This is a genomic window from Nocardia brasiliensis (genome assembly GCF_011801125.1).
In the GTDB taxonomy this organism is placed as follows: Bacteria; Actinomycetota; Actinomycetes; order Mycobacteriales; family Mycobacteriaceae; genus Nocardia; species Nocardia brasiliensis_C.
Genome location: NZ_CP046171.1, coordinates 1,120,824 through 1,138,864, shown reverse-complemented (window position 1 = coordinate 1,138,864; position 18,041 = coordinate 1,120,824). Strand labels below are relative to the sequence as shown.

General features: G+C 69.1%; 15 protein-coding genes. 4 read left to right on the top strand and 11 right to left on the bottom strand.

Annotation, left to right across the window (positions count from 1 at the left end; genetic code table 11):
• Window positions 1-1,182 (top strand): MFS transporter, encoded by a 1,182-nt coding sequence (locus tag F5X71_RS05055; RefSeq protein WP_167460877.1) that lies wholly within the window; start codon window positions 1-3, stop codon window positions 1,180-1,182.
• Window positions 1,183-1,236: 54 nt separating this feature from the next.
• Here the strand turns inward: F5X71_RS05055 and glmS are convergent, their stop codons facing one another.
• On the bottom strand, window positions 1,237-3,120 hold the full coding sequence (gene glmS, locus F5X71_RS05050) for a glutamine--fructose-6-phosphate transaminase (isomerizing) (RefSeq protein WP_167460876.1): 1,884 nt from the start codon (window positions 3,118-3,120) through the stop codon (window positions 1,237-1,239).
• Window positions 3,121-3,156: 36 nt separating this feature from the next.
• Here glmS and F5X71_RS05045 point away from each other — a divergent pair, with 36 nt between their 5' ends.
• Entirely contained in the window at window positions 3,157-4,014 is an 858-nt protein-coding gene (locus tag F5X71_RS05045; RefSeq protein ID WP_167460875.1) for a dienelactone hydrolase family protein, read from the top strand.
• A 126-nt stretch (window positions 4,015-4,140) separates the two neighbouring features.
• Here the strand turns inward: F5X71_RS05045 and F5X71_RS05040 are convergent, their stop codons facing one another.
• From F5X71_RS05040 to F5X71_RS05020, 5 genes are all read right to left on the bottom strand, one after another.
• Window positions 4,141-4,488, bottom strand: coding sequence for a hypothetical protein (locus F5X71_RS05040; RefSeq protein WP_167460874.1), 348 nt, complete (start codon window positions 4,486-4,488; stop codon window positions 4,141-4,143).
• Window positions 4,489-4,534: 46 nt separating this feature from the next.
• A complete protein-coding gene (locus F5X71_RS05035) occupies window positions 4,535-6,301 on the bottom strand; it encodes a WXG100 family type VII secretion target (RefSeq protein WP_167460873.1) in 1,767 nt (588 codons plus the stop codon).
• 3 nt (window positions 6,302-6,304) lie between these two features.
• Complete coding sequence (locus F5X71_RS05030; RefSeq protein ID WP_167460872.1) at window positions 6,305-6,631, bottom strand: hypothetical protein; 327 nt, start codon at window positions 6,629-6,631, stop codon at window positions 6,305-6,307.
• Window positions 6,632-6,769: 138 nt separating this feature from the next.
• On the bottom strand, window positions 6,770-7,078 hold the full coding sequence (locus tag F5X71_RS05025; protein ID WP_167460871.1) for a DUF6802 family protein: 309 nt from the start codon (window positions 7,076-7,078) through the stop codon (window positions 6,770-6,772).
• Between the two features lie 116 nt (window positions 7,079-7,194).
• Window positions 7,195-7,386, bottom strand: coding sequence for a PspC domain-containing protein (locus F5X71_RS05020; protein ID WP_014981806.1), 192 nt, complete (start codon window positions 7,384-7,386; stop codon window positions 7,195-7,197).
• Window positions 7,387-7,623: 237 nt separating this feature from the next.
• Between F5X71_RS05020 and F5X71_RS05015 the strand changes: the two genes are divergently transcribed.
• Window positions 7,624-9,288, top strand: coding sequence for an ABC-F family ATP-binding cassette domain-containing protein (locus F5X71_RS05015; protein WP_167460870.1), 1,665 nt, complete (start codon window positions 7,624-7,626; stop codon window positions 9,286-9,288).
• Between the two features lie 12 nt (window positions 9,289-9,300).
• Here the strand turns inward: F5X71_RS05015 and glmM are convergent, their stop codons facing one another.
• The 5 genes from glmM to F5X71_RS04990 form a co-directional block, all read right to left on the bottom strand.
• A complete protein-coding gene (gene glmM, locus F5X71_RS05010) occupies window positions 9,301-10,677 on the bottom strand; it encodes a phosphoglucosamine mutase (RefSeq protein ID WP_167460869.1) in 1,377 nt (458 codons plus the stop codon).
• Between the two features lie 218 nt (window positions 10,678-10,895).
• Window positions 10,896-11,411 (bottom strand): 30S ribosomal protein S9, encoded by a 516-nt coding sequence (gene rpsI, locus F5X71_RS05005; protein ID WP_174817012.1) that lies wholly within the window; start codon window positions 11,409-11,411, stop codon window positions 10,896-10,898.
• A 17-nt stretch (window positions 11,412-11,428) separates the two neighbouring features.
• Window positions 11,429-11,872, bottom strand: a complete 444-nt coding sequence (gene rplM / locus F5X71_RS05000) for a 50S ribosomal protein L13 (protein WP_014981802.1) — start codon at window positions 11,870-11,872, stop codon at window positions 11,429-11,431.
• Between the two features lie 160 nt (window positions 11,873-12,032).
• Entirely contained in the window at window positions 12,033-13,895 is a 1,863-nt protein-coding gene (locus F5X71_RS36830) for a hypothetical protein (RefSeq protein ID WP_238815722.1), read from the bottom strand.
• Between the two features lie 82 nt (window positions 13,896-13,977).
• Window positions 13,978-16,485: an FHA domain-containing protein gene (locus F5X71_RS04990; protein ID WP_167460867.1), complete on the bottom strand. Its 2,508-nt coding sequence runs from the start codon at window positions 16,483-16,485 to the stop codon at window positions 13,978-13,980.
• Between the two features lie 106 nt (window positions 16,486-16,591).
• Here F5X71_RS04990 and F5X71_RS04985 point away from each other — a divergent pair, with 106 nt between their 5' ends.
• Window positions 16,592-18,040: a metallopeptidase gene (locus F5X71_RS04985; protein ID WP_167460866.1), complete on the top strand. Its 1,449-nt coding sequence runs from the start codon at window positions 16,592-16,594 to the stop codon at window positions 18,038-18,040.
• Window position 18,041 lies beyond the last annotated feature (1 nt).

Below are 18,041 nucleotides of genomic sequence, written 5' to 3'. Positions count from 1 at the left end.
ATGCCACTCGCACTCCTCGCCCTGGCACTCGGGGCGTTCGGAATCGGCACTACCGAATTCGTGGTCGTCGGGCTGCTGCCCGACATCGCGGACACCTACGCGGTGTCCATCCCCACCGCGGGCCTGCTGGTCACCGGGTACGCGCTCGGTGTCGTGGCGGGTGCGCCGCTGATGACCGGGCTCGGCACCAGGGTCGCCCGCAAGCGCATGCTCCTCGGCATGCTGCTGCTCCTGATCGCGGGCAACGTATTGTCCGCCGTCGCACCGACTTTCGGGATCATGCTGACCGGCCGGATCGTGGCCTCGCTGGCGCACGGCGCCTTCTTCGGCATCGGCGCGGTGGTCGCGGGCGGCCTGGTGCGCCCCGACAAGCGCGCGGGCGCCATTGCCATCATGTTCACCGGACTCACCGTGGCCACCATGGTCGGCGTGCCGGTCGGCACCCTGCTCGGCCAGCAGTTCGGCTGGCGGCTCACCTTCCTGATCGTCGCGCTGGTCGGGCTGATCGGCCTTGTCGGCGTCGCCCTGCTGGTGCCCGAACAACCGGCACCCCGCGATGCCCGGCTACGCACCGAACTCGCCGTGCTCCGCAATCCGCAGGTGCTGCTGGCGATGGCCATGACGGTGCTCGGGTTCGGCGGTGTCTTCGCCGCGATCACCTACCTCGCCCCGATGATGACCGAGGTCACCGGGTTCGCGGACAGCTCGGTCACCTGGCTGCTCGTCCTGTTCGGTCTCGGCTTCTCCGCGGGCAACCTGATCGGCGGCAAATTCGCCGATCGGCACCTGATGCCGATGCTCTACCTCACGCTGAGCGGGCTGGCCGTGGTGCTCGCGCTGTTCACCGTCACCGCGCACAACAAGGTCACCGCCGCGATCACCGTCGTGCTGATCGGCGCGCTCGGCTTCGCCACCGTGCCGCCGCTGCAAAAGCGCGTCCTCGACCAGGCTTCCGGCGCACCGACTTTGGCCTCCGCCGTCAACATCGGCGCGTTCAACCTCGGCAACGCTCTCGCCGCGTGGTTCGGTGGCCTGGTCATCGCCGCAGGCTTCGGCTACACCGCGCCCAACTGGGTCGGGGTCGCGCTGGTGGTCACCGCGCTCGGCTTGGCCGTCTGGTCCGGCGCACTGGAACGCCGCACCGCCGCCGAGCCGGCACCCGCGCTCGTTGCGGCGAGCTGAACCCGCGAGCGAAGCCGGGCGGTGACCACGTGGTCACCGCCTGCTCGCGTCGATCTACTCGACCGTGACGGACTTGGCCAGGTTGCGCGGCTTGTCCACGTCGTAGCCGCGGGCCTGCGCCACCTCGGCGGCGAAGATCTGCAACGGAACCGTCGACAGCAGCGGTTGGAACAGCGTCGGCGCGGACGGGATCTCGATCAGGTCATCGGCGAACGGCCGCACCGTGTCGTCGCCCTCCTCGGCGATCACGATGGTGCGCGCGCCGCGCGCCTGAATCTCGCGAATGTTGCTGAGCAGCTTGGAATGCAGCACCGCGCGCCCCTTCGGCGACGGCATCACCACGATCACCGGCAGACCGTCCTCGATCAGCGCGATCGGGCCGTGCTTGAGCTCACCGGCCGCGAACCCTTCGGCGTGCATATACGCCAGCTCCTTGAGCTTCAGCGCACCCTCCAGCGCCACCGGGTACCCGACATGGCGGCCCAGGAAGAGCACCGTCTGCACGTGGGCGAGCTCGCGCGCGATGGCACGCACCTGCGGGCCGGTCGCCAGCACCCGCTCCACCAGGTTCGGCATCGCCTCCAGCTCGGCGAACTCGCGGGCCACCTCGTCCGGGTACTTGGTGCCGCGCGCCTGCGCCAGCGCCAGACCCACCAGGTAGTTCGCCGTGACCTGGGCGAGAAACGCCTTGGTCGAGGCGACACCGATCTCCGGGCCGGTCCTGGTGTAGAGCACGGCATCGGACTCGCGCGGGATCTGCGCGCCGTTGGTGTTGCAGATCGCCAGCACCCTGGCCTTCTGCTCCTTGGCGTGACGCACCGCCTCGAGGGTGTCGGCGGTCTCGCCCGACTGCGAGATCGCCACCACCAGCGTGGAACGGTCCAATACCGGGTCGCGGTAACGGAATTCGCTGGCCAGCTCCACCTCGACGGGCAACCTGGTCCAGTGCTCGATCGCGTATTTGGCGAGCAGACCCGCGTGGTAGGAGCTGCCGCACGCGACGACGAAGACCTTGTCGAAGTCGCGCAGTTCCTGGTCGGCCAGGCGCTGCTCGTCCAGCACGATCCGGCCCGCGCCGTCCTGATCCTGGCTGAAATGCCCGATCAGGGTGTCCGCGACGCCGGCGGGCTGCTCCTCGATCTCCTTGAGCATGAAGTAGTCGTGACCGCCCTTTTCCGCGGCGGCCAGATCCCAGTCGATGGTGAACGGCCGGGTGCGCGCGACCGCGTCGGTCCCCGCGAAATCGGTGACCGTGTAGGTGTCCGCGGTAATCACCACCGCCTGATCCTGCCCGAGCTCGACCGCCTCGCGGGTGTGCTCGATGAACGCGGTGACGTCGGAGGCGATGAACATCTCGCCCTTGCCGACGCCGACCACCAGCGGCGTCGAGCGGCGCGCGGCGACGATCATCTCCGGATGGTCGGCGTGGGTGAAGACCAGCGTGAACGCGCCCTCCAACCGGCGCAGCACCGAAAGCGCGCTCGCCGCGAAATCGCCCGCGGTAGGCCCCTCGGCGTAGGCCTGCGCGACCAGGTGCACGGCCACCTCGGTGTCGGTGTCGCTGCGCAGTTCGACCCCGGCCTCTTCCAGTTCGCGGCGCAACGGGGCGAAGTTCTCGATGATGCCGTTGTGCACCACGGCGACCTTGCCGCTGTGATCGCGGTGCGGGTGCGCGTTGCGGTCGGTCGGCGCGCCGTGCGTCGCCCAGCGGGTGTGGCCCATGCCGGTGGTACCCGCGAACCGCGCCACCCCGATCTCGGCCAGCTCGGCCTCCAGGTTGGCCAGCTTGCCCGCCTTGCGTTCCACCGCCAACGCGCCGGTGCCGTCGGCGATCGCCACACCCGCGGAGTCGTAGCCGCGATATTCCATGCGGCGCAACGCGTCAACGACAACGCCGAGCGCGTCCCGGTATCCGACGTACCCCACGATTCCGCACATGGCTCACCAGAGTACTTATCGGATAACGTTCTCGTCGTGTCGGCGTCTGTGAAATCGCTTCTGAGCACCTTGACCAGCCGCGGCCCCCACCGGGTGCTGCGCGGCAACCTGGCCATCGCCGGGCAGCCCGGGGTGGTGTTCACGCCCGAATCCGGAATCAACCTGCCCGCGGTGGCGTTCGGCCACGGCTGGCTGACCGGCGTCGCCCACTACCGCGGCCTGCTGGAACACCTGGCGTCCTGGGGCATCGTGGCCGCCGCCCCCGACACCGAACGCGGCCCGATCCCCTCGCACCTCGGCCTGGCCACCGACCTGCTGACCACCTTGGACATCTGCACCGGCGTGCGGCTCGGCGACGGCTCGATCAGCGTGCACCCCGAACGCCTCGCCCTGGCCGGTCACGGCATGGGCGCGGGTGCGGCCGTCATCGCGGCCAACCAGCGCCAGGTCGCCGCCGTTGCCGCGCTGTTCCCCGCGCCGACCGCTCCGTCGGCCGAGCGCCTCGGTGCCGACATCGATACGCCCGCCCTCATCCTGGCCGGTGCCACCGACATCGCCTCGGTCAGCTCCAACGCGCTCCCGCTGGCCGCCGCCTGGGGCGGCCCCATGGTGTTGCGCGCCATCGACGGCGCCTCGCACAACGGCATCGTCGAGGGCCGCCGCGTCCTGGCCGCCGTCGGCGCGGGCAAGCACGAGTCGAAGACCGCGCGCACCACCCGCGCCCTGCTCGCCGGCTACCTGCTGGCCAAGCTGGCCGGCGACAAGACCTACCGCGTCTTCGCCGACCCCGATGCCGACATCCCGCACACCGCCGTCATCGACCCGAACGCCAAGGACGAGGAGCCCGCCCCCAAACTCAAGATCGGCCAGCTCGCCACCCTGCTCCGCCGCTGACACAGCACCCGGCGACGCACCACCGCGCGGCCTCAAAGCTCTGCGCTCCCCCGCGACACGCCCGAACCCAGGCGCATCGCGGCGCCAAGGCCGACCACGGCGACAGCTCGACCGCCGCCGTCACGCTCAGATCAGCCAGCTCTTGCGCTGATAGAACGCCGCCTCTTCGTCCTCATCGTCCACCGGCGCGACCTCCCGATTGGCCCGCCGGGCCGCCATCGACCGAGCAATAGCCTCGCGCTGCTCCCGGACCTCAGCCTCCTGCCGCTCCTGCTCTTCCGCGGTGGCGCGTGCCTTTTCCAGTTCTTCGGCGTGGGCCGCCCAGAACTCACGCATGTCGGCGATGGACTGTTCGCTCAGTTCACGATTGGTGTTCGCGGTGCGGCGGGCAACGCCTTCGAGCTCGTCGAGCAACAGCGCCGAGCGGCGGCGGCATTCTTCGGCGGCGCGCTCGATCTCCTCGGCATAACTCACGGTGCAGATTCTCCCTGATCTGCGGGCGGTGCACAGGACAGGCGGATCACAGCGGGCCGGCTTCGGCTAGTTCGGCCCCGCTGTCGAACGGCGCGTCAGGATTCTGACTGCCGGGCATAGGCTTCGGCTTGTGCTCGCCGTCCTCCTCACGACGGGCGGACGGCACCCCGGAGGGGAGACCGGGCTGCCCGGTGTTCTCCTCGGCCGCAGGCGCTTTCGGTGCAGGCGTCTGCTTCTCAGGAGCGGTCGGCGCAGGCTCATCGGACTGCCGCGGCGCGGCGGCCGGATCCTTTGGCTGCGCCCCATCCGGTCCCGGAGCGGGTTTCGGGCTTTCCGCCTCGGCACCGGCAGGCTTACCGTCCTCGGACTTGTCACCGGCGGGCTGGTCGGACGTCGGCTCGCCTTCGCTCTCCGATTCGCTCACCGAAAGCACCGGCAGCCCATGCTCATCCAGCTTCAAGCTGAACTCCTGCGGCTTTCCATCCGCGCCGGACAACGTGAGTTTCACCCCGTCCGCACCCATTTCGAACTTCAGATGCTTACCGGCGACATCGAATTCGGCCGCGGGCTTATCCGGCTTCCCGTCGTTGTCGCTGTCGACGGGGGTCGTTTGCAGACTCGACTGGAAGTTCTTGATCGCATCGTCGACGCCGGTCTTGATGGTGCCGGTCAGCGAGCTGAGGCCGGAGGTGAGCGCACTGCTGAGCGTCGAGGTCAGCGGGGACAACGAACTCGTCACCTGGTTGAGCGAAGCAAGGCCATCCAGCGAGGGAATCTTCGTCGTGGTCGGCAACGTCGTCGTGGTGGGTGTGGTCGAGGCTGGAGTGGTCGACGCCGGTGTAGTCGACGCGGGCGCTGTGCCTGGTGTTCCGGGGGTGCCCGGCGTGCCAGGGGTGCCCGGCGTACCAGGGGTGCCCGGCGTGCCGGGGGTACCTGGTGTCCCTGGCGTTCCCGGCGTGCTGGTGTCTGTCACCGCGCCCACAGGCCGTGGATAGGGCTCGACCGAGAGCATGCCCAATGCGTTGATGATCGGCTCGTAGGTCTGCTTGACGCCGGTGTCCGCCAAATCGCACGCGTCGGTGAACTTCTGCACCTTCGCCAGGTAGTCGGGTTTGAACACGTTGTCCAGCCAATGCCGGCAACGGGCCTGTATGTGCTGCTGGTAGTCCGAGCCCGGCAGAATTCCGAGAATATTGTCCGCGGCCCACGCATCCGCGCCCCCGGTCAAGTCGGGAAAGATCCGGCGTAGCTTGCTCAGCAGGCTGTCGTCCTGCCAACCGTTGCTGACCGCGATACTCGCCCCGGAGATGATGTCATCCACATCCTCGGGCGTCTTCTCGGCGATCCTCACGTGCTCGCCGTTCTCCAGGATGTAGCGCACCACCTCGGCCTTGATCTTCACCGCGGCGCGCAGGCCGTTCGACGCACCGGCGATCGCCTTCCACGCCTCGCCCGCGGCCTTCCAGTCGGTTTCGGCCCGCTGGATCTGCTTGGTCAGCATGGCGGTCGCCGCGTCGGCAGCGGTGCCCTGCCAGGCGGCACTCAGCGCCGTCACTTCCCTCCGCTGCACGTCGAGCTGCGAGCCCGCGTCCTGCAGCACGACCTGCAACTTCGCCGACAACGTTCGCAGCTTGTCTTCGTTCAGCCCGTTCTGCTCGTAGAACCGCTGATGCAGCTGCTGGTACGTCGCCACGCCGTCTTCGTTGAACGCACGCTGGAACCTCGGCTCGAACTTCTCGAAATACAGCAGGCCGCGCGATCCGATATCCAGGTAATCCTTGACGGTCGCGTTGGCGGGAACATCGAAAGCCATGGCCTACGCCTTGTTTCCGTTGTCGAGCCGCGCGATGTCGAACGAGGTTTGCTGGTCGGTGTTCGAGTACTTCACCACCGACGCCCCCACCACGTCACCGGTCGCCATGGTCGCCTCGGACCAGTTGCCGAGCCACTTGTACAGCGTCTCCAGGCCTGCGTAGATCTTGCGGCCGTGCTCGGCGTAATGCTCGCCCGCATCAGCAGGCCCGAACATGTTGTCGGCCACGTCCTTTGCGCGATTCCGAACGGTCTGGCCCGACGTCGTCAAATTATTGCCGAGACGACCGAGCTCCCCCGTCTTGACGCCGACCAATTCGGTTCCGGTCACGCGATCCCCTCCGTCCCTGCCGTGTACGGTCTGCCCGGCCGCCTATCGGTGCCGGGTGCCTCCATACTTCCTTCGACGCGGCAGCGCGACGTACGGTTCCATCGAATCCGGGTCGGGACAACCACCCCCACCGGGAACCTACGACCCGATCTTTCCCTGGTCGGTGCGGACCCACTCGGAGGTACCGTCGGGGTGGCGGTGGAATTCCCAGGCGGCGTAGTCGCCGTCGTTCTCCACCACGGTGACGTGGTCGGCGAGGCCGTCGTGGTCGTAGTCGGTCCAGACCTGCATCGCCTCCGCCCCGGTGGTGGTGATGGTGTCGAGGGTGCCGTCGCCGTCGATGTCCTGGGTGGGGTGGTGCAGTTCGACCGCACCGAGGCCGTCCAGCGATGAGGACGCGTCGATGCCGGGCAGGTCAAGGCCCGGCAGTTCGCCCGAGGTGATCATTGCTACTCCTCAGCAGGACTCGTGGTGTGCGCTGCGTTGGTTCTCGCGATGGCCCGCGAACAACGTCATCGCTCCATACTGACATCCACGCGGGTCCGACGCAGCCCCCACCGGCCTCACTTCTTCGGCATCAGCAGCCACAACACCAGGTAGATGATGAACTGCGGGCCGGGCAGCAGGCACGAGATCACAAAGAGCAGGCGCACGACGTTGGCGTTCCAGCCCAGATACTCGGCGATGCCACCACAGACGCCCGCGATCCACTTGTCGTGGGTCGAGCGGGTGAAACGGCGGGTAGGTGCGGTCATGGTGTTCCCTCTCCGGTGTTGTTCTCTTCGACCTCCACTGTGCCGATTCCGCGCGGGCGTGGCATCGCTCCGGCGACCGATCTCGACCCTGATTTCCGCGCCGCCCGGCTCAGGGTGCGACCCCGAGAGCACCGATGCGGGGCGTACGGGCCGAGCGCGGCAGAATGCTCACGTGAACCAGGGCCAGCCAGCGAACCGAGAACACCGCCTGCCGAGACCGAGCGCGGGCGGGGCGAAGTGAGTACCACCCTGCACGCGCGCGGCCTCGCGGCGGGCCACGGCGAACGCACCCTGTTCGAGGACCTGGATCTCACCCTCGCCCCCGGTGACGTGATCGGCCTGGTCGGGGTGAACGGCGCGGGCAAGTCGACGCTGCTGCGCATGCTGGCCGAGCGGCACGCGCCGACCGGCAGCATCACCGTGAGCCCGCCCGACGCGACCATCGGCCATCTCGCGCAGGAACCCGAGCGGGTGCCCGGTGAGACGGTGCGCCAATTCCTCGGTCGCCGAACCGGAGTCACCGCCGCGCAGCTGACCATGGACGAGGCCGCCGAGCGCCTCGCCGACGGCGGCGACGACGCGGCCACGGCGTATTCGGACGCGCTGGAGCGCTGGCTCGCGCTCGGTGGCGCGGACCTGGAGCAGCGCGCCGAGGAGGTGGCCGCCGATCTCGGCTTGACCGACAGCCTGGTGAACGGACTGGAGACGCCGATGACGGGCCTGTCCGGCGGCCAGGCCGCACGGGCGGGTTTGGCCTCGGTGTTGTTGTCGCGCTTCGACATTCTGCTGCTGGACGAGCCGACCAACGACCTGGACCTGGACGGCCTGGCCCGCCTCGAACAGTTCGTCGCCGGCGTGCGGGTGCCGCTGATGGTGATCAGTCATGATCGAGAGTTCTTGGCGCGCACGGTGAATCGGGTGCTCGAACTGGATCTCGCGCAACAGCAGGTGGACACCTACGACGGCGGCTACGAGGCATACCTGACCGAACGCGAGATCGCGCGCAGGCACGCGCGCGAGACCTACGACGAATACGCCGACACCAAGGCGGGCCTGGAGGCGCGGGCGCAGATGCAGCGCAACTGGCTCGAACACGGCGTGCGCAACGCCCGCCGGAAGGCACGCGATCCCAAGAAGGTGGATTCGGACAAGGCGGGCCGCAAGATGCGCGCCGAATCCACCGAGAAGCAGGCCGCGAAGGCCAGGCAGACCCAGCGCCGGATCGAACGCCTCGACGTGGTCGAGGAGCCGCGTAAGGAATGGGAGCTGCGGATGAGCATCGCCACCGCCCCGCGCAGCGGCTCGGTGGTGGCGACCATGTCCGAAGCCACGCTCACCCGGGGCGATTTCACGCTCGGCCCGGTCAGCACCCAGGTCGACTGGGCCGACCGGATCGTGTTGACCGGCGCGAACGGCTCGGGCAAGTCCACGCTGCTGGCGTTACTGCTCGGAAAGATCCAGCCGGACAACGGCACCGCCGCGCTCGGCTCCGGTGTCGAGATCGGCGAGGTGGATCAGGCGCGCGGATTGTTCCGCGGCACCACGTCGTTGGCCGACACGTTCGGCGCGCAGATGCCGGATTGGCCCGACGCCGAGGTCCGGACCCTGCTGGCCAAGTTCGGCCTGCGCGGGGCACACGCGTTGCGGCCCTGCGAAACCCTGTCACCGGGCGAGCGCACCCGAGCCGCGCTCGCCCTGCTGCAGGCCCGCGGGGTGAACCTGCTCGTGCTGGACGAGCCGACCAACCATCTGGACCTGCCCGCCATCGAGCAATTGGAGCAGGCGGTCGAATCCTTCACCGGCACACTGCTGCTGGTCACGCACGACCGCAGGATGCTCGACACCATCCGGGCGACCCGGCGCTGGCATCTGGACTCCGGCAAGCTCACCGAAACCACCTGAGCGAGCGCGAGGTCAGAGCGAGGCGACCCGCTTGGCGAGATCGTCGGCGAGTTGCCTGGCCTGGGCCGGGTCGGTGGCCTCCACCATGACCCGGACCAGTTCTTCGGTTCCGCTGGGACGCAGCAGGACTCGGCCGGAGTCACCGAGCATGCGCTCGGCCTCGAGCACCGCCTCGCGCACCTCGGGCGCCGTCGCGACAAGGGACTTGTCGGTAACCGGCACATTCACCAAAACCTGTGGCACGGTCTGCAATACGGCGGCCAAGTCGGCGAGGGTGCGCTTGGTCCGCGCCATCCGAGCCATCAGCTTCAGGCCGGTGAGGATGCCGTCACCGGTGGTGCCGAACTGCGGGAAGATCACGTGCCCGGACTGCTCGCCGCCGAGGGTGTAGCCGCCGCGGCGCAGTTCCTCGAGCACGTACCGGTCACCGACCGCGGTGGTGCGCAACGCGATTCCGGCCGCGCGCATCGCGATGTGCAGGCCGAGGTTGCTCATCACGGTGCCGACCAGCGTCCGCTGCGCCAGCTCGCCCGCCTCGTGCATGGCGAGCGCGAGCACCGCCAGAATGGCGTCACCGTCGACGATCCGGCCCGCGGCGTCGACCGCGAGGCAGCGGTCGGCGTCGCCGTCGAGGGCCAGGCCGAGGTCGGCGCCGTGCGCGCGGACCGCCGCCTGGATCGAGGCCAAATGCGTTGAGCCGCAGCCATCGTTGATGTTGAGCCCGTCGGGCTCGGCGTTGATCGAGATCACCGTCGCGCCGGCCGCGCGGAACGCGGCGGGTCCGACCTCGGACGCGGCGCCGTGCGCGCAGTCGAGCACGACGGTCAGCCCGGAAAGATCCTGCGCCGTCGCCGCAACCAGATGCTCGACATAGCGCTCGTGCGTGCCTGCCAGGCTGTACTGGTCCGGCACGGCGGGGCCGTGGTCGCGCGCGCCGACGGCGTTGACCACTCGGCCGATGCCCGCCCCGGTCGGGCGCACCACCAGGTCCTCGGTGATCAGGGCTTCGATGCGGTCCTCGATGGCGTCGTCTAGCTTGTGCCCGCCCGCGGCGAAGATCTTGATGCCGTTGTCCGGCATGGGGTTGTGCGAGGCGGAGATCATCACGCCGAAGCACGCGTCGTACAGCCCGGTGAGATAGGCGACGGCGGGGGTCGGCAGCACGCCGACCTGCAGCACGTTCACGCCGGTCGCGGTCAGGCCCGCGGTCACCGCGGCCTCGAGCATCTCCCCGCTGGCCCGGGAATCGCGCCCCACCACCGCCAGCGGACGCTGCTTGCCTCGACTCAAGATCTGTGCGGCCGCACCCGAAACTCGCATGGCCAGTTCCGGACTCAACGACTCGTTGGCCAACCCACGGATTCCGTCGGTGCCGAACAAACGTCCCATACCTCAGCCCCTCATCGTGGATCCGCGGCGACGCTCGCCGACAGCTCCGGAGACGGCGGCGCACGCGACCGGTGAAAGCGCAGACGCCACACGGTGATACAGCACGAGAGCAGGCAACCAGCCGTTGCTGGAAGCCTGCTCTCGTACAGCTGCCTGTCGACCGTTGTGCCCCCGGCACCTCCAAGGGTGCCGGATGGCGGCGGACGACGAGGCCAAAATCAGCGCTTCGAGTACTGCGGAGCCTTACGGGCCTTCTTGAGACCGTACTTCTTGCGCTCGGTGGCACGCGGGTCACGAGTCAGGAAGCCGGCCCGCTTCAGCGCGGGGCGGTCGTCCGGGGTGACCTCGATCAGCGCGCGGGCGATGGCCAGACGCAGGGCGCCTGCCTGTCCCGACGGGCCGCCGCCGACCAGGCGGGCGTGGATATCGAAGGACTCGGTCCGCTCGACGGTCACCAGCGGCGACTTGACCAGCTGCTGGTGCACCTTGTTCGGGAAGTAGTCCTCGATGGAGCGACCGTTGAGCACGAAGTTGCCCGAGCCGGGCAGCATGCGCACGCGAACGACGGCTTCCTTGCGACGACCGACGGTCTGCACCGGGCGGTCGATCACGATCGGGGCGAAGCTGTCCGCGCCGACCTCGGTCTCGTCGTAGCCTTCGCCGTCCTCGACGACCTCGACCGCGTCGAATTCCTCGGCGACGGCTTCTTCGTTGAATTCCTCAGGAGCGGTCACTGACTCTTCTCCGATGCTCATTGCGCCACCTGCTTGATCTCGAACGGAATCGGCTGCTGAGCGGCGTGGGGGTGGCTGGGGCCCGCGTAGACCTTCAGCTTGCCCGCGATCGCGTTGCCGAGCTTGTTCTTCGGGATCATGCCCTTGACGGCCTTCTCCACGAGCCGGTCCGGACGGCTCTCCAACACCTGGCCGACAGTGCGCGACTTGAGGCCGCCCGGGTGCCCGCTGTGGTGGTGGATCAGCTTGTCCGCCTTCTTGTTGCCGCTGATGGCAACCTTGTCGGCGTTGATGATGATGACGAAATCGCCACCATCGAAGTTCGGTGCGTAGGTCGGCTTCGTCTTGCCACGCAGCAGATTCGCTGCCTGGACGGCGAGACGGCCGAGCACTACGTCAGTGGCGTCGATGACGTACCACTTGCGGGTCACGTCACCAGCCTTGGGGCTGTACGTAGGCACAGTGCTTCCCTGTCTGTCGTCGGTGTTGCCGGCCAGGCGTGTGGTCGAACGCTCCCGGCGGCCGGTGGAGACCCGGGACTCGATTGCACGACCGGTTGCCCGGCCGTCCGCACGCCAACGAGCCACGATACCAGTCCGGACCAGCCGGACCGAAATCGCCTCAGATCTCGATCGGCGGCCCGGGATCGATCGCCCGCCGCGGGCCGGGCAGCAGGTAGCGCAGGGTGTCCACGCCCGGCTGTTCGCATTCCTGCTCGGTGCTCCGCCGGTCGGTGCGCGGGGCGCCCGGCGCACGACCGCGCACGGCGGCGATGCCGGGACGGGCCTCGTTGGTCACATACGGGGTCAGCGGGCAGGCGATCAGGTCGGCGCCCGCCGAACCCGGCGCCGCGCTCGGCGCGGTAGCCAGCGTCGTCTCGCCGCCCAGCGTCGTCTCCACGGTGTTCAGCGTCGTCTCCGCCGCGGTGAGCTCGACCCGGTCCCCGCTGCCCGGCAGCGCGACCACCGCGAGCGCCACCGCGCCGACCACCGTGTGCGCGCCGAACAGGTTGTCTTTCATCTTGTTCCACAGCTTTCCCTTGCGGGATCTGTCTTCGTCGTCGTCCGGTTCGGTCCCCGGCTCACGCCACTGGCCGTGGCGTGCGGGCTCGGCGTCGGACTGCGGCGCCTGGTAGGAGCGTGCCGCGGGCGGCATCGGTCCCTGCGGCGGCCCGGCCTGCGGCGCTGCCGCGGGTCCGCGCTGCTCCTCGGCGGACTGGCCCGGTGGACGGGTAAAGCGGCTGCCCAGCTCGGCGAGGTTCGGCGGCAGCCCGCGCCCGGTGTCCTCCCTGCTGATCCGGGTGGTCGCTGCGGCATCGCCCTGGGTCGGATAACCCGGGCCGTACTGCACCGGCGGCACGGGACGCGGCGGCCCGGTCTCGGCTCGCCGCGGCGTGGACTCGGCCTGGCGCTGCGCGGACTCGGCATGATGGCGTGCCGACTCGGCCTGGGGCCGCGGTGACTCGGCCTGCCGCTGGGTGGCGCCGGCCTGGCGCTGTCCCGGCGGGGCCTGCTGCGGGGTGGATTCGGCCCGGTAGTGCCCCGCCTGGTCCCGATGCTGCGGGCCGGGATCCCGGTACTGCGTCGGGTCGACCCGCGGCGGGCCCGGCTCGGCATGCCTGCCGCCGGGTTCCGGTTCCTCCGCCTCGGTGTCGGTCACCAGCAGGTGCGCGGCGCCGAGCACCAGGGCGTGCATCGGGTGATCGGCGACCTGCAGCCGGTGCCCGAGATGGTTCTGGAAGGCCAGCCGCAACGCCTCGTTGAAGCACACGTTGCCCGACAGCAGCACTGTCGAGGTGTCCGCGCCGATCCGGCGGGCCGCCGCCATCACCTCGATCACCACGTTGTCCGCGGACCGCGCGTCGCGCATGGACTCCGGGTTGACCGGCACGTCGACCGATTCGGTCGGCTGCTCGTCGTCGCCGTGCACCGCGACCACGAGCACGGTCCGGCCGTCGGAGTACACCCCGGTCGCGCCGATACCGTTCGGCCTGGCCTGGTCCGGCGGGTGCACCAGACCGAGCGCGCGCACGTACCCGGACAGCGCGATGCTCTCCGGCAGCGGCTCGACGATCACGTCGAGCTGTTCCACCAGCGCCGCGTACAGCTCCACCTTCTCGTCCGGCCAGCCGTCCGGGAACGGCAATGCCACCAGATCCGGCTTACCGCGCAGATGCTTACCGATCGAGGCGAGCGGGTTGTACATCCGCGCCCGGAACACCAGTTCCGCGGGCCAGGTCGCCCCGGCCACCACGATCTGCGGGTGGCCGAGGATGTCGCGCACATCGGCGATCGCCATGCCGAGGTCGGGCCGCTGCCGGTCCACCCCCGCGGTGTGCAGCCGTCCCGACGAATCCGCCAGCAAATACGCGGGCGGCGTCCACATACCCTCCACCTGCACCGGGCGGATCGGTGTGCCTCCGCCACCCGCGGCCACGGACACCACATCCCAGCCGAGATGTACTGCCCCTACTCGCACCGTCACAGGCATAAGTGTGCCTGGTGTGCGGCCGAGATGCTCGCTCTTGTCCGCAGCCCCCGGTCGAGGCCGGAAAATGGCACCGGCATCAGGCCACCGACTTCTTCAGTCGTAGCCGTCGCCAGGTGATCACTGCCAGCACGATCGTGAGCAGCATCAGCACGGCCACGTCCAGCGCCCAGATGCCCGCCGTGTGCTCCCACAATTTGTCCGGTTGCGCGTTGATGAACACTTCGCGAATGTTCACCGTGGAAGCCCCCGTCGCGTAACCCCAGCGGGCCGGGAACAACCACGACACCTGCTCGAGCACCACGCGTCCGGTGACCGGGATCAGCCCGCCCGCCATCACCAGCTGGCACATGATCGCGACCACCAGCAACGGCATCACCTGCTCGTTCGACTTCGCCAGCGACGAAAGCAGCAGTCCGACAACGACACAGCACACCGCGGTCAACGCGATATCGATGTACAGCTCGATGCTGCCCGAGGCCAGCACCGCGCCCTCGCCCGGGCGCTTCTTGCCCGCGAGCACGATGCCGACCAGCACCGCGGACTGCAACAGCGCGGTGAAGCTGAACACCGCGATCTTCGCGAGCAGATACGCCGACGGCAGCAATCCGACGGCCCGCTCGCGCTGGAAGATGGTGCGCTCGCCGACCAGGTCGCGCACGGTGAGCGTGGAACCCATGAAGCAGGCGCCGAGAATGAGCACCACGAGCAGTTGCTGGGTCTCCCCGCCGCCCTGCGGGACGAAACTGCCGTCCGGCAATGCCTTGAGCGGACCCCGCTGGAACCCGTCCTTTCCCGGCACCACCAGCGAGAGCGCGCCGAGGATGAACGGCATCACGATGAGGAAGATCAAATAACCGCGATCGGCCAGGATCAACCGCATCTGCCTGCGCGAGAGCGTCGAGAACTGTTTGCCGCCACTGGATTGCGGTGGCGAACCCACCGAACCGTACTGCTGGGGTGGCGGCGGTGGCGGCGGCGCGAACGCCTGCCTGGACCGATAGGCGGCGAACGCCTGATCCGGGTTGGCCGCCACATTGGCGAAGATCTCGGCCCAGTCGCTCGTACCGAGCGCGGCGCCGACGCCTGCCGGGTTACCGCAGTAGGCGGTCTTGCCGCCGGGCGCGAGCAACAGCACCTGGTCGCACATGTCCAGGTGCGCGACCGAGTGGGTCACCACGATCACCACGCGGCCCGCGTCGGCCAGTTCGCGCAGCATCACCATGACCTGCCGGTCCAGCGCCGGGTCCAGCCCGGAGGTCGGCTCGTCCAGGATCAGCAGCGACGGACCGGTGAGCAGTTCCAGCGCCACCGAGGCGCGCTTGCGCTGCCCGCCGGAGAGCCGGTCCACCCGGGTGTCGGCGTGTTCGGTGAGCGAAAGTTCTTTCAGCACACCGTCGATCACCTGCTGCCGGTCGGCCTTGCTGTTGTCCGGCGGCAGCCGGAGTTCGGCCGCGTAGCCGAGGGCCTGGCGCACGGTGAGCTGCCGGTGCAGCACGTCGTCCTGCGGCACCATGCCGATGCGCGAGCGCAGCGCCTCGTACTCGGCGTGCAGATTGCGCCCCTCGAAGGTGACCACACCGCCGGAGGGCCGGGTGGTGCCCGCGATCAGGCGTGACAGCGTCGACTTGCCCGCACCGGATGGACCGATCAGCGCGGTCAGCGTGCCCCGGCTGGCCTGCATGTTCACATCGACGAGCAGTTGCTTGTTGCCCTCGACGGTGAACCCGACGCCGTGCACCGCAAGGCCCTGCTCGGCGACCGGCTTCTGCCGGAGCGCCAGGGTGCCCTGCTGGACCACGAAGTCGACGTTGCCGACGGTGATGATGTCGCGCTCGCGCAGCACCGCCCGCTGCTGCCGGTGACCGTTGACGAAGGTGCCGTTCGCCGAACCGAGGTCCTCGATGGTCAGCCCCTCGGCGGTGGCGACCAGGCGCGCGTGCTTGCGCGAGGCGAGCGGATCGTTGACCACGATCTGGTTGTCGGTGGTGCGGCCGATCGAGAGTCCACCCGCGGGCAACCGATCGCCGCGCGCGATCGCCGCGGTCGAGGCCCTGGCCCGCACCGGCGGCATGTTCGAGCTGTCCGCCCGATGGGTCAGGTTGGGATTGATCGGCGCGGGCCCGGCCTGCGGCGGCTGATAGGCCGGGCGCTGGAACTGCTGCACCGGTCGCGGCCCGCCCATGGGCGGCTGGCCCGCCATCGGCTGCGGTCCCGACTGCGGTACCTGGCCCGACTGCGGCGGGCGCACCGACGGACGCTGCGGGGGTTGCGGATTGGCGGGCAGCAGATGCAGCAGCGGACCGGTGATCGCGTCGCCGAGCCGCACCTGGGTCGGCCGATCGATCGACACCGGCTGGGTCAGTCTCCTGGCATCGACGAAGACGCCGTTGGTGCTGCCGTTGTCCGCGAGCACCCAGGCGCTACCCTGCCAGGTCAGCGTCGCATGAACCCGCGAGACCAGCGGGCTGTCGACGAATAGCGTCACCTCCGGCGCACGGCCCATGGTGACCGGCTGACTCGAATCGAATACTCGTTCGTTTCCATCATGGCGCACGGTGATGGTCTGCGCCCCCGGTGAAGACATGCAGCGGATACTATTCCATCACCCGGACATCGGCGGTGCCCCCGACGCGCCTTTTGCCCCGATCCGGCGACCGATGAGAACGTGATACCGGCCGAATGGGGGAGCTTTGCCGAAAGCCCGTGCGACGGCGATCATTACCGCCTCGCTGATCGTTGTGGTGCTGGTCGCGGGCTGTACCCGGTTGGTGGACGGCAGGGCCGTCTCGATCTACGACGACCCGTTCAAGGTCGCCGGGCTGCCGACCACGAGCGGTCCCAGCGGCCCCCGCGCCGGTGTCCCGGACAGCGCACTCACCGCCACCAACGGCGACGGCAGCGCCGAGGACACCCTGGCCCTCAATGCCGTCGAGGACATCCAGGATTACTGGAAGGCCGAGTTCGGCAACGAGTTCGAGGGCGGCGACTTCCGTCCGGTCGAGAAGCTGATCTCGTGGAGCGCGCGGGCCTCGCGCGCCGACTCGCTCGAGTTCTGCAAGGAGACCACCTACCACCTGGTGAACGCCGCCTACTGCAGGCTGGACAATTCGATCGGCTGGGACCGGACGGTGCTGCTGCCCGCCATGGAGGAGACCTTCGGCAAGATGGCCGTGGTCATGGTGCTCGCGCACGAATACGGCCACGCGGTGCAGTCGATGGCCAAGCTGGTCGGCGCCAAGGACCCGGTGATCGTCAAGGAGCAGCAGGCCGACTGCTTCGCGGGCGCGTTCATGCGCTCGGTCGCCGAGGGCAAGTCGAAGCACTTCACCATCAACACCTCCGACGGACTCAACTCCGTGCTCGCCGCGACCGTCGCCATCCGCGATTCCGACCCCGACGACCCGGAGAGCGTGCACGGCTCGGCGTTCGAACGGGTGACCGCGGTGCAGGTCGGTTTCACCGACGGCCCCAAGGGCTGCAAGCGCATCGATATCGACGAGATCAACGAGCGGCGTGGCAACCTGCCGAAGGACTTCAAGGGCGACACCGGGCGCGGCGAATACGCGATCACCAAGGAAAACCTGATCGAGCTCAGCAAGGCCCTCGGCGCGCTGTTACCGACCACGCCCGCCCCGACCTACGACTACCACGGCGCGAAGCTCGACTGCCGCGACGGCGCCGCCACCGAACCGGTCAGCTACTGCCCGGCCAAGCGCACCATCGGCACCGACATCCCCGCGCTCGCCCAGCGCGGCACCTCGAACTGGGACGTCGACGATCCACTGCCGCTGAAGGTCACCGGTGACTACAACGGCTATATCGTCTTCATCTCCCGCTACACCCTCGCGGTGCAGCAGAATCACGGCCAGCAGCTGGTCGGCGCGAAGACCGGCCTGCGGGCCGCCTGCCTGTCCGGCGTGGTCACCGGCAAGCTCGCGATGCCGAACCGGCCCGCCTCGCAGGGCGATATCGGCCTTGCCGCAGGCGATCTCGACGAAGCGGTGTCCGGGCTGCTCACCGACGGGCTCGCGGCAAGCGATGTCGAAGGCAAAACGGTCCCGAGCGGATTCGCCCGGGTGGACGCGTTCCGGGCCGGCGTGCTGAACGGCGAGAACACCTGCATGTCGCGCTACTCCTGAC

Bases quoted from the DNA above. Each gene is read 5' to 3' on its own strand.
- F5X71_RS05055 (WP_167460877.1), top strand. From the start codon at position 1: ATGCCACTCGCACTCCTCGCCCTGGCACTCGGGGCGTTCGGAATCGGC.
- glmS (WP_167460876.1), bottom strand. From the start codon at position 3,120: ATGTGCGGAATCGTGGGGTACGTCGGATACCGGGACGCGCTCGGCGTT.
- F5X71_RS05035 (WP_167460873.1), bottom strand. From the start codon at position 6,301: ATGGCTTTCGATGTTCCCGCCAACGCGACCGTCAAGGATTACCTGGAT.
- F5X71_RS05025 (WP_167460871.1), bottom strand. From the start codon at position 7,078: ATGATCACCTCGGGCGAACTGCCGGGCCTTGACCTGCCCGGCATCGAC.
- F5X71_RS05020 (WP_014981806.1), bottom strand. From the start codon at position 7,386: ATGACCGCACCTACCCGCCGTTTCACCCGCTCGACCCACGACAAGTGG.
- glmM (WP_167460869.1), bottom strand. From the start codon at position 10,677: ATGGGACGTTTGTTCGGCACCGACGGAATCCGTGGGTTGGCCAACGAG.
- F5X71_RS04990 (WP_167460867.1), bottom strand. From the start codon at position 16,485: ATGTCTTCACCGGGGGCGCAGACCATCACCGTGCGCCATGATGGAAAC.